Source organism: Paenibacillus sp. ACRRX, assembly GCF_022346885.1.
Lineage (GTDB): Bacteria > Bacillota > Bacilli > Paenibacillales > Paenibacillaceae > Paenibacillus_B.
The window spans coordinates 254,732-266,966 of sequence record NZ_JAKRNK010000006.1 but is presented as its reverse complement, the minus strand read 5'-3'; the positions used below and the strand labels follow the sequence as shown (position 1 = coordinate 266,966).

The following is a 12,235-nucleotide window of genomic DNA, read 5'->3' as shown; positions in this document are numbered from 1 at the left end:
GACGATTCTGGCAGTTTAGTTGTTAGAACTGCCAATGAAAAGGAGACTCGGTGCAGGCATGAATGGTTCTTTTCTAACGCGAAGCAGCAAGCGAAAGCTCGCCGGCCTAGCTGTCAGCGCGATCCTGCTGCTGATTAGTATGTTGTGCAGTGTATTGTACGGTCTTCATTACTTCGGGTTAAAAGACCTATGGCAGGCTTACAGTCATTTCGACGGCTCCAACGAACATCTTATTCTGACGACGGCTCGCGTTCCCCGAACCTTGGTTGCGGCACTGGTAGGGGCAAGCTTAGCTGTAGCCGGGGCAATTATGCAAGTTCTGACAAGGAATCCGCTTGCTTCGCCCTCCGTCCTCGGCGTAAATGCGGGCGCAGTGCTATTTATTGTCATTGGCCTGCTCGCGTTCGGCTCCTCGTTAACGATGAGCGGCATGGTCTGGCTTGCTTTCGCAGGCGCGGTTGCAACATCAGCGGCCGTCTATACGCTGGGCTTGCAAGGAGGCGGGTTCGAGCCGGTAAAGCTGACCTTGGCTGGCGCTTGTATGGCAGCTTTCACTTCCTCTATTACATCGGGCATTATTCTTATTGATAAGCAGTCGCTCGAATCTGCGCTATTCTGGATGATCGGCTCCGTAGAAGGAAGAGATTTGGAGCATTTGCTGATGGTACTGCCTTATATGGTAATAGGGTTAGCGATCTCACTACTATTGGCGAGCTCGTTAAACATTATGGCGCTTGGAGACGATAGCGCGAGAAACTTGGGACAGCGTTTGACACTGGTGCGCGTACTGTCGGCTGCGGCAATCGTACTATTGGCGGGAAGTTCGGTAGCAGCAGCTGGTCCGATCGCTTTCGTCGGGCTTATCGTCCCTCACTTGTGCAGATATATGATTGGGCATGATTTCAAATGGCTGCTTCCTTATACGGCAATTGTCGGTGCGATCCTTCTAGTGACTGCAGATTTAGCGTCACGCTTTATTCTGGAAACCAAAGAAGTTCCAGTAGGCGTCGCAACGGCGATTATCGGAGTTCCCTTTCTGATTCATGTGGCCAGGAGGAAACAACATGCTTAATCCGCATACAGCGAAATATACATTCATGTTTATCGCTTTATCTTTTATCGTTGTCGCCTTGTCGCTTGTTAGTTTATCGCTTGGGGGCGTTGGCGTTCCTCTAGAGGAGGTGTTTGCTTCTCTTGCCGGCCGAAATATGGAAGCCAGCAACCTGATCATTATGCAGTTCCGTCTGCCTCGAATAGTAGCGGCTATTCTCATTGGTGCAGCATTAGCAGCAGCCGGTGCATTATTGCAGGGCGTTATTCGTAATCCGCTCGCTTCGCCTGATCTGCTGGGTATAACCGGAGGAGCATCGGTAGCTGTGGTTGCCTTCATGACTTTCGTGACGGGCTACAGCATTCACTGGGTACCGTTCATTGCTATCGGCGGTGCATTGGTTACGGCTACTATCAATTATGTATTAGCTTGGAAAAAAGGTGTGTCGCCGTTCCGGTTGGTGCTGATCGGCATTGGCATTTCTACCGCAATGGGGGCGCTCACCACGTTCCTGCTTATTAGCGGGCCGGCGTATCTGGCCGCTCAAGTGCTTAATTGGATGACGGGGAGCATATATGGTACCAATTGGAGCTATGTCGAGATGCTCTGGCCGTGGGTAGCGGTGTTCATTCCTTTGTCACTGCTGCTGGCGAAAGAATTAAATGTGCAATCCTTGGGCGAAGATGTCGCTCGTGGGCTTGGAAGCAGGATTCAGCTTAGTCGGATGATTCTCTTATTTTATAGCGTTGCGCTTGCCGGCGCTGCGGTTGGCGTAGCCGGTACGATTTCGTTCATAGGATTGATGGCACCGCATATCGCCAGGAGGATTGTCGGTAATTCTTACAAGATCATTATCCCGGTATCCGCGTTTATAGGTGCAATCATTCTACTGCTGGCGGATTTGGCGGGAAGAATGCTTTTTCAGCCGCTGGATATTCCAGCAGGTGTATTCACAGCAGGCATTGGTGCTCCTTTCTTCATGTATTTGTTATTTAAACGCAAGAAGACTTAGCTCAACTTGCAGGGGAGATCAGGAACAGAGGAGGGAAAGAATGGCGAAGAAACTAGATCTTTATGACGTTACCATCATTGGTGGAGGACCGGCGGGTCTATATGCTGCCTTTTACAGCGGAATGCGCGATATGAAGACGAAGTTGATCGAGGCGAGAGAGGAACTTGGGGGAAGGACGTTGATGTACCCCGAGAAGATCGTCTGGGATGTCGGCGGCCTGGCACCCGTTCGCGCCGCGCAACTGACCCAGGTCATGACCCGACAGGCTCAAACATTTGATCCAACTATTGTGTTGGGTCAACAAATTACCGGGCTGGAGAGAATGGCTGATGGTACGATGCTCATAACGTCTGCAACCGGAGAGCAGCACTGGAGCCGGACGCTGATTTTGGCAGTAGGCCATGGTGCGCTGAAGCTTGCTAGGCTTGACCTGCCTGGAGCAGAGAATTACGAAAAGACAAATCTCCATTATACCGTCACGGAATTGGCAAGCTTTCGCGATAAGAGAGTACTCATCTCTGGAGGTGGGGATTCGGCTATCGATTGGGCTAATGCACTAGTGGAAATCGCAGCATCGGTGACGCTCGTACACCGACGGGAACACTTCGGCGGGCTGGAGCAGAATGTGAAACAGATGAAGGCATCAAACGTTCAAGTGCTTACGCCATATGTTATTACGGATTTATACGGGAATGGCAAGCGGCTTGATGCTGTTTCGATTGCACCATTAAATGAGGACGGGGAATGGACAAAGGAAACGGGGCTGAAGCGTCTCGCGGTGGACGCCGTCTTAATTAATCATGGCTTGCGCGGTGATCTCGGTCCTATGCTGAATTGGGGGCTAGCGAGAGAGGATTGGAATTTTAAAGCGGATGAGAAACTGGCAACCAATCTTCCCGGTGTGTTTGTGGCTGGAGATACGGCAAATTACGGCAGTAAGTTGTATCTTATTGCTGGAGCTTTCACGGACGCAGCTTTAGCCGTAAATAGTGCCAAGCTGTATATTGAGCCGAATGCGCCTACAAGAGCTCAGGTTTCCTCGAATAACAGCAAGTTTGACGAGATGAACAGGGCGCTCGAACTAGTAGAGGATTGCAGCTGAATGAACGACTAACGTTTTAGAACCAAAATAATAAATATGTCGGGGGACAACAATATCATCCCAATCAAAGTCGCTATTTTAGTGGCTTTTTTTGTTTTGGGGGTACAAGATCTTAACTATGGACGTGTTATTTCAGAGAGCGTGGTTGCTTGAAGTATATATGGTGTGTATTTTGCCAAATTATCAGTCCGCTGGAATCCGAAGAACTAACGGTTATCTTACATAACACTATAATTATTTAACATCATAGCAAGCAGGCTTCTAATTGGCAGGTAGCTAGGCTATCTAGTCTGGCAAAAGCTAAAAAAGCTATGACGCGCTATTTTAAAAATCGATAAATGTATGTACTTTTGATATATAGATATGTGCTCAGTTTGATGAAGTAAAAGTGATTTGCATCCAAACGAAATGATTTATCCTAAATTTTTTAGGGCATTTATCGAACCTTTTCGAATGATCGTGGCAATATAGAGTGTAAGCTTACTTAGGAGGGCCCTTTTTTCATGAAAGATATTGATATTGAGTATTGGATTGGACGGATGAAGGATGGGGATTCGTCTGCGTTTCAGGTGATCTATGAATGGTCATTCCCCGAAATCTACCGCTCCGTTGTCTTTCTGATGACGGAAAAAAATGAAATAGAAGATGTTATAAACGAAATTTATTTTCAGCTGTGGCGCTCGATCGACAATTACGATGCGAATCGTCCCTTTCGATTTTGGATGCATGGCATCGCGCTGAAGCAAATACAGAAGTGGCGAACCAAAAGCTGGAGGAGATTCCGCATCTTCGAGAAGAAGCGGCTCTTGGAGGTAGAAGAGCATATGTTCTCGGATCGTGAGGTTCTGGAGTCCGAGACGCATCAGGAGATGCTGACCATCGTTCATCAGTTATCCTACAAACTCAGTACGGTAATCATTCTGCGCTATTATCACGAATATACCTTCGATGAAATGGCTGAATTGTTGGGCATTCCCGTAGGCACGGTCAAATCCAGACATCATGCTGCACTGGGGAAGCTTCGCAAGATTAGCCCATACTTTGAATCAGCAAAGGAGCAAGAACTATATGTCCATTGAACAACAGCTGCGCGATAAGCTACAGGATTGTGCGGAGGCAATGGAAACTCCATCGGAAATGCAAAAGCGCATTCTAGAAGCTTCTTACGCACGGTATCGCAATGAAAAAAATAAAGCAAAATCAACTGTAAAAGTTCGCATGGTGGCATGTGTACTTGCGGTTATCCTTCTCACACCCGTTGTCATTCATACCGCGCCTGCCGTAGCGGCACAGATTCGTGCCTTGCTCAATCTAACCGGAACGGAGGATGTGCGCAGCTTCGTCACCAAAGATGAGGATTCGGATTATGTCACGACCAATCTATATGCGGATGAGATTAGCAAGCATAAGACGGCACAAGACTTGCTTGCTCGCATTAATCGTGGATTTCCTGAGACGAAGGACTTCGACATTGCAAGCGCACAAATTACCAAGGGGATCAATGGAGGTAAGCGGATTCATCAATTGAATCTCATATTGATGGAGAAAGGAAAGACATTCGAAGAGCCGCATCAAGAGGTTGTAGCCAATGTCGATGCGGAAACAGGGCAGTTACATTTTGTTCAAGCAATAGGTACAAAGCCATCAGCCCCGCTTCCTTCGAAATTACAACCATCGGAAACGATCGCGATGGCGAATGTATTCTTGAAACAACTGGATCTTCGAATCGATGGTTATCAGCCGGAAGTGGCAGTCGGCCATGCGAATGAAGCACAAGGAATAGATCAATCTATCGTCATTTACAAACGTGCAGCGGATGGCAGGGCGATGTTCCAAGTAAACCTTCAAGAAGGTAATATAAGTGTTGCATTTTATGATTCGGAGGAGTCATGAAGCGGAATTTTCTCCGCCGAAGAGAAGGGCTAGTTGCTGTAACATTCTTGCTGCCAAGTGCGATCGGTTTTGCTCTATTCTATCTCATTCCGTTTGGAATGGGACTTGTCTACTCCGTGTTGGACCGAACGGTTGGCGGTTCATTTGTTGGACTCTCGAATTATCAGGAGCTGCTAAGCAGTGATTCTTTTCGCAAAGCCGCCTCGAATACGTTCTGGTTCACGACCGTGAATGTCCCTCTAATGCTTCTTTTGTCACTAGGTATCGCACTCGTACTGAACAGGAATCTCTATTTGCGGCAATTTCTAAGGATGGCTTATGTCCTGCCACTGGTCGTACCGGTGGCATCCATCGTGATGGTGTGGCAAGTGCTTTTTGATTGGAATGGATCACTTAATGCTTGGCTGTATGCTGCCGGGCTTGAACAAGTAGATTGGATGAAATCGGTCTGGGCAAGAAGTGTGATCACTATTTTTTACCTATGGAAGCATATCGGCTACAACATCATTTTATTCCTTGCAGGGCTGCAAAGCATTCCGCGGGATTACTATGAGACGGCTGATTTGGAGGGGGCGGGCAAGTGGCGCCAATGTTACGGGATTACACTCGTCTATTTAACGCCAACGATGGTCTTCGTCATCCTGATGTCGATTATGAATACATTCAAAATTTTCCGAGAAACGTACCTAATCGCAGGAGACTACCCGCATGACAGCATCTATACACTTCAACATTATATGAACAATATGTTCTTCGCGATGGATGTGCAGAAGCTGTCTGCAGCTGCGGCAATGATGGTAATCGTTATCTTTATTATCGTAACAATGCTGCTTCGATTAGAAAAGCGATATACACAATTTATGGAATGATACGGGAGGTAGAATGAAGAAGAAGGGTTTCATTCGGAACCTATTTGTCACCCTGGTGATGGCATGCATCGGGCTTCTGATGCTAATACCTATTGTGATTACATTCACAAATTCTTTTATGACGGAGCATGAAATTCGCAGCAATTACGGTCTGGTGGGTAAAATGCCAGTCGTTACGCAAGGGGAGACTGCTGCATTCGTAAATCTGAAGCTCATCCCGGATTGGCTGTCCTTCGAACAGTACGGAAAAGTCCTGTTAGAGACGCCGACGTATTTATTCATGTTCTGGAATTCCGTCACGATGGTCATGGCGATCATTGCGGGACAGACGGTTGTAAGTGCACTGGCAGCGTATGCTTTTGCCAAGCTTCGGTTCAAGGGGAGAGAAGGCTGGTTTCGGGTGTATCTGATGACGATGCTGATGCCTTTTCAAGTGACCCTGGTTCCGAATTATATTATTGCTGATAAGTTGGGGTTGATGAATACAGCAAGCGCGATTATTTTGCCAGGAATATTCGCGGCATTCGGTGTGTTTATGCTGAGACAATTTATGCTCTCGATTCCCTATGCGTTGGTTGAAGCAGCGCAGATGGATGGCGCTGGACATTACTACATTTTTTTTCGAATTATGCTGCCTTTGATGAAGCCGGGAATTGCGGCGTTAATCGTGTTGTTGTTCGTTGAACATTGGAATATGGTCGAGCAGCCTTTGATCTTCTTGGAGGATGCCTTTAAGCAGCCATTATCGCTCTATTTATCCAGAATCCATAAGGAAGCCCAAGGCATTGGTTTTGCTGCATCGCTGATTTATATGACACCGATGGTTCTGCTGTTCTTATATGCGGAGTCTTATTTTATCGAAGGTGTTCAAATGTCGGGGATTAAAGGGTAGCTATGAGAGGAGGGTTAGGATGGCTACAGAGTTCCCAGAAGCGCTGGATGCTAGAAAAAAACGAAAAATAGTGTGGTTCACCGGGGTATTCAGCGGCTTGCTTCTTTTCCTTACCCTATCGAGCAATACTTTGCTGACGATAAATCTACCGAAGGTACAAACAGAGGTAGGGAGGCAAGGCGTGTTAGTAACTGAGTGGCGTGGTACTGCTCGGCTGCTGCCTCGGCAACAGATCAATTTATCGAATACGGCAGAATGGTCTACTCAGAAGATTTATGTGAAAGAAGGGGATCGTGTAGCTAAGGGCCAGACGCTAATCACATATAAAAATTCTGCAGCTGCACAGGCTATTCTTGACGTTCAGGCGGACATTGCACAGCAGCGGCTTGCACTCGTTGACTTGCATGATGCTTATATTGAAGCCATGCAAAATAACGACGAGATGCAGGCTCGCCGCACGAACCGGGAGTTAGAACGCGCCCAAATCGCCTTGGGAGTCCAGGAGCGAAAAGTGAACACGATGCAGTCAGAGGAGAGTGAACGTAGACGCATCATCGCGCCATTTGACGGCGTTGTGACCCAGATACTTGCCACGGAACTACTGCCTTCTGGGAGCGGAGGTCCTGATATCAGCTTAGCGAGTAGGCAGCAAGGCTATCAATTTGAAATGGTCATTCCGGATACGATGGGCCTAAAACTGCGGACGGAGGAGAAGTTGAACGTTCAAGTTGAACATAAAGGGGCAAAAGTCCCGATTGAAGGGATCATTACCGATATTCGTCAGGTGGCGGGGCCAGGAACAGGTACTGCCTTACAAGAGGGATCAGGAAGTGGGGGGTCTCAGACGGTTTCAAGTCAACGGGTCGTGGTGAAGGTCCAACATCCAAATGTTCAAGCGAATGAACTCGTAAGCGTAGAACTGACACAATCGGAGAAGCCCGCAGGTGGCATGCTCATATCGAACCAAGCGATACATCAACAGGGGAAAGACAAGTATGTGCTAGTCATCGAAGAGCGTAAAGGGCCGTTAGGCAATACTTACGTCGTTCGGAAGTCCCCCGTCCAATTAGGGGGAACGAATGGTCAAGAAACGATGGTGTTACAAGGAGTTTACATGAAAGATAGCATCATTGTGGAAAGCAGCGAGCCGCTTACAGAAGGCCAACGCGTTAGAGTCTTCTAATGCGCATGAGCCGCATCGATCGCATGGAGAATGGAGAGGAGAGGTTAACGATGAAAAAAAGAGGTGTACTCAGTTTAATCGTTGGATTAACGATGGCATTGACCGCATGTACTGGTGGACAGTCCAGTAAGGTGAAGGAAGAAGGACAGGAAGGACAAGACGGCAAGAAAATGGTTGTCTTATCCGTATTCCAAAAGGACCCTGTGTATTCCCAGGCAGAGAAGCGGTATGAAGAGAAACATCCCGATGTGGATATTCAAATCAAGGAATACAGCCAAGGGGAAGGCTCCAATCAAGAAGGGGATCTCGAAAAATATGTGAATACCACGAATACAGAGCTATTGTCCGGTAAAGGAGCTGATTTGATCGCTCTGGATGTGAGTGGTCTGCCGGTCTGGAAATACGTAGACAAAGAAGCGCTTGTTAACTTGAGTGAGTTGATGAAGCAGGACCCTGCTTTTGATTCCACGTTGTATGAGATGAACATTTTGGATGGGGCTAAGATGAGGGGCGGACTCTATTCACTGCCTTTGTGGTTTTCCTTAGACAGTCTTATGGGGGATGCAAAGGCCATAGAGCAATCCGGTGTGAAATTTGATGACAGCACATGGACATGGGGGGAGTTTACATCGGTAGGCACTCGTCTGGCGGCATCAGGCGGGCATACGTATTCGATGGGGAATACGCCGCCTGAGCAAATGCTGAATAACCTGTTCGTTGATAACTATACTCGCATTGTCCATGAAGAGAAGCGCCCTGTGAGCTTCGATGCTAGTGTATTTGTTGGATTGATGGAGCAGGTGAAGATGATGTATGCGAATAAGGTAGTTACAGATGCAGAAGTCAACGCAGGTGATTATTTCTTTGCACCTTCTCTAATCTTATCACCTGAAGATTATTTCGTAGGGCCAGCGATGTTCTATGAACAAGGGAAGATCTATCATAAGCCCCTCGCTGCTGGGCAGCAGGTTGGAGGTACATTCGTGATGCATAAGAACTTAGGAATGAATAGGAATTCGAATGTGCAGGCGGAAGCATGGGAATTCATGAAGTTCTTATTGTCCGAGGAGGGCCAGATGATGCCTGGTCTACAAGGGTTCTCGGTCAATAAAAAAGTAAACGAGAAGACTTTTCAGGATCTTGAGGACAAAGGCGCTATTGAGTCGCCAATGGGATCCACGATCTCAGTTCAGAAGGCGGACATCAGTATAATCAAGCAGATGCTTGCCCAGGCAATCACGCCGCAACAGAATAATTCGAAGATTCAAACCATTATTGAAGAAGAAGCAAAAGCTTACTTCAGTGGACAGAAATCGGCGCAAGAGGTTGCGGATTTGGTCGCAAATCGTGTGACAATCTATTTAAATGAGTAGTTGGAAAATTTGAAGAGATAAGGAAGGAATAGTGATGAAAAAATGGCTGGCTGTATCATTGTTAACGATCGTAGTGGCAATCATCTCTGCGTGCAGTATGCTCCAAGGCACTCAAGAGCGAGAGGCGGGTGTGGGCAAGGAGATCGCATTGACTGTACAGCATGAGCAGCAGGAACTAGAACAAAAAATCAATAAGGTAAATGAGTCTGTTGAGCTAGGAATGAGCAAAGTGTTCTCCAATTTGATGTCACTGAAGCTCCCGCAGGGATTAGAGCTGCAATCGAATGAGACATCGAACTCGAAGTTTGTCTATACTTATAAACATAAGAAAGTGAAGCTCGAGCTGCGACATGATCCAGAGCAACCGGTAACCGATGCCGGAATCGATGAGGCACGATTGAAGATGAAGGCGATTTTGGAACATGACAGTGAAGGAGAAAAGTTAGAATGGTTGAAGAATGAGACGATGCTCGTACATAGGAAGCACATTGCAGTCATTGAAGTCATCATGCCATCCCAGAAGGGTGACACTTATCGACTCCTTGGTTGGGCGGAATTAGATGGAGCACTACTTGAAATTAGCTTTAGCGCTCCAGTCGATGAGAAGGACTCGTGGCAGAAGCCTGTAGTGGAGATGATAGAGTCGATCCAGATGTAGCATAATGGACCGTTTAGCCAGGATGGCTAAGCGGTTTTTTTTGCTTATTATAGAGACTCATTCGAATGGTTAGCGCTGTTAGTACCTCATGAAGTTAATTTGGTCTGAATGGAAGTAAGCTTGGAAAGGCAAAAGGCACTTTTAAGTACCTATAGCACAAAAAAGTACGTACTTTTATTTTAGGTTGTCGTATAACATAATATATTTTGCCGGTAAGGTTAAACAAACTTTTAAAATCAACGGTTCAGTTAGATTAATTAATATAGGAGGAATTTTTAATGATAAAGAATTTGCAAGATACAGTGACTCTACACAATGGTGTAAAAATGCCGGGATTTGGTCTCGGAGTGTTTAAAGTGGAAGAAGGGCCAGAGTTGGTCAACGCCGTTAAAGTAGCTATCAAGCATGGTTACCGCAGCATTGATACCGCAGCGATTTATGGAAATGAAGAAGGAGTAGGTCAAGGCATCCGTGAAGGACTACAAGCAGCAGGTATCTCAAGAGAAGAGGTATTTGTCACTTCAAAAGTATGGAATGCTGATTTGGGTTATGAATCGACAATCGCAGCTTATGAAACAAGCCTAAAAAAACTGGGGTTAGATTACCTAGATCTTTATCTGATTCATTGGCCTGTTGAAGGCAAATACAAAGAAGCATGGCGTGCATTAGAAACCCTCTATAAAGAAGGACGGGTAAAAGCAATTGGAGTAAGTAATTTTCATGTTAACCATCTTGAAAACTTATTAAAAGACGCAGAAATTAAACCAGTAATCAACCAAGTGGAATGTCATCCACGCTTAACGCAAAAAGAGCTTCAAGCATTCTGTGAAAAACATGGCATCCAACTGGAAGCTTGGTCACCATTAATGCAAGGCGAATTATTAGATAATGAAGTTTTGACTAAAATTGCTGCTAAATATAATAAATCTGTAGCCCAAGTTATTTTACGTTGGGATCTACAGCATGGCATTATTACCATTCCGAAATCAACCAAAGAGCATCGTATTGTAGAAAATGCTGCTATTTTTGACTTTGAGCTCACAAATGAAGATATGAAACTTATGGATGATTTGAATCAAAATCACCGTGTAGGTCCAGATCCTGACAATTTTGATTTTTAATGATGACACACAATTTGTTTACCTAACTAGCTAAAACAACAAGAACATACAAAAAGCCGCATATTTGCGGCTTTTCCCATTAAATAGCAGTCTAGTCGGACGCAACCATGACCTTAACTCCAAAATCCTTGAAAATTTTATCAAATGGTTGTTCTGGCGCGGTATCAGTAACTATTAAATCGATTTGATCGAATTGGCACACACGGTGAAATAAACTTTTTTCAAACTTGCTTGAATCTGCAAGCAAAATAATTTGGTTTGCTCTTTTTATCATTTCTCTTTTCATATAGGCTTCTTCTACTGTAGGAGCAAACACGCCTTCAAGTGAGAGCCCGCATGTACCTAAGAACAATTTATCTACTTTGATATCAGAAAGCATTTCGATTGCACGAGGGCCGAATGCGTATCGATGCCAAGTATTTAATTCTCCACCCAACAAATGGGTGATGGTTTCAGGTTTGTCGCACAAAACAGCCGCAATGTCGATGGAATTGGTCACAATAACATTATTTGGGGTTGTTAATAATTCGGAAGTATATTGCGTAGTAGTACCTGCATCCATAAGGAGATAGTCCCCGTCCTGTATTAGGGAAGCTGCCACATGTGCAATTCGGCGTTTATTCTCCGTGTTTTCTGACCGATCTTTATAACTACTAATATGCTTGGTAAGAGAAGGCAGCATTGCTCCGCCTCGAATTCGAACAATTAACCCATCTTGCTCCATTTTCACCATATCGCGTCTAGCTGTATCATAAGAAACCTCATACAGGGAGCAAATTTCCTCCATACTAATCTTTATATTCGATTTTAAATAGTCCAGAATCGACTTTATTCTTTCTTCTTGGTTCATACTTGTCCACCTTAGCTGATTATTCTCCCTTTATTTTATTATTTGTTGCTGCCTAATTCAATGCAAACACAATTTATCATCATTTTGATGTGCATATAAGTTGCATGATATACAAAATATATAAGTTAAATAACTGTATTTATAATTATTAAACTTAATTATTGTTGTTAATATTCAGTAAAATAATTATAATGGAATAAACTTGACGCTTAACAAGCTCCTGAGAAAGCG

At 45.3% G+C, this 12,235-nt stretch carries 12 protein-coding genes; 11 read left to right on the top strand and 1 reads right to left on the bottom strand.

Annotated features, from left to right (window positions below; translation table 11 throughout):
- Positions 1-58 precede the first annotated feature (58 nt).
- The 11 genes from MH117_RS18730 (at position 59) to MH117_RS18680 (ending at position 11,154) form a co-directional block, all read left to right on the top strand.
- On the top strand, positions 59-1,072 hold the full coding sequence (locus MH117_RS18730; protein ID WP_239331203.1) for a FecCD family ABC transporter permease: 1,014 nt from the start codon (positions 59-61) through the stop codon (positions 1,070-1,072).
- Positions 1,065-2,063 (top strand): FecCD family ABC transporter permease, encoded by a 999-nt coding sequence (locus MH117_RS18725; protein WP_239331201.1) that lies wholly within the window; start codon positions 1,065-1,067, stop codon positions 2,061-2,063. The genes MH117_RS18730 and MH117_RS18725 overlap by 8 nt, the downstream gene beginning before the upstream one ends.
- Positions 2,064-2,103: 40 nt before the next feature.
- Positions 2,104-3,165, top strand: coding sequence for an NAD(P)/FAD-dependent oxidoreductase (locus MH117_RS18720; RefSeq protein WP_239331199.1), 1,062 nt, complete (start codon positions 2,104-2,106; stop codon positions 3,163-3,165).
- 503 nt (positions 3,166-3,668) lie between these two features.
- On the top strand, positions 3,669-4,244 hold the full coding sequence (locus tag MH117_RS18715; RefSeq protein ID WP_239331197.1) for a sigma-70 family RNA polymerase sigma factor: 576 nt from the start codon (positions 3,669-3,671) through the stop codon (positions 4,242-4,244).
- Positions 4,234-5,058 (top strand): hypothetical protein, encoded by an 825-nt coding sequence (locus MH117_RS18710; protein WP_239331195.1) that lies wholly within the window; start codon positions 4,234-4,236, stop codon positions 5,056-5,058. The genes MH117_RS18715 and MH117_RS18710 overlap by 11 nt, the downstream gene beginning before the upstream one ends.
- A complete protein-coding gene (locus tag MH117_RS18705; RefSeq protein WP_239331193.1) occupies positions 5,055-5,927 on the top strand; it encodes a carbohydrate ABC transporter permease in 873 nt (290 codons plus the stop codon). The genes MH117_RS18710 and MH117_RS18705 overlap by 4 nt, the downstream gene beginning before the upstream one ends.
- A 13-nt stretch (positions 5,928-5,940) precedes the next feature.
- Complete coding sequence (locus MH117_RS18700; RefSeq protein WP_239331192.1) at positions 5,941-6,819, top strand: carbohydrate ABC transporter permease; 879 nt, start codon at positions 5,941-5,943, stop codon at positions 6,817-6,819.
- Between the two features lie 19 nt (positions 6,820-6,838).
- Positions 6,839-8,002: an efflux RND transporter periplasmic adaptor subunit gene (locus MH117_RS18695; RefSeq protein WP_239331190.1), complete on the top strand. Its 1,164-nt coding sequence runs from the start codon at positions 6,839-6,841 to the stop codon at positions 8,000-8,002.
- 50 nt (positions 8,003-8,052) lie between these two features.
- Complete coding sequence (locus MH117_RS18690) at positions 8,053-9,375, top strand: ABC transporter substrate-binding protein (protein ID WP_239331188.1); 1,323 nt, start codon at positions 8,053-8,055, stop codon at positions 9,373-9,375.
- Positions 9,376-9,409: 34 nt separating this feature from the next.
- On the top strand, positions 9,410-10,033 hold the full coding sequence (locus MH117_RS18685) for a hypothetical protein (protein WP_239331186.1): 624 nt from the start codon (positions 9,410-9,412) through the stop codon (positions 10,031-10,033).
- A gap of 278 nt (positions 10,034-10,311) precedes the next feature.
- Positions 10,312-11,154: an aldo/keto reductase gene (locus tag MH117_RS18680; RefSeq protein WP_239331184.1), complete on the top strand. Its 843-nt coding sequence runs from the start codon at positions 10,312-10,314 to the stop codon at positions 11,152-11,154.
- Between the two features lie 91 nt (positions 11,155-11,245).
- Here MH117_RS18680 and MH117_RS18675 read toward each other — a convergent pair whose 3' ends face one another.
- Positions 11,246-12,004, bottom strand: coding sequence for a DeoR/GlpR family DNA-binding transcription regulator (locus MH117_RS18675; RefSeq protein WP_239331182.1), 759 nt, complete (start codon positions 12,002-12,004; stop codon positions 11,246-11,248).
- Positions 12,005-12,235 lie beyond the last annotated feature (231 nt).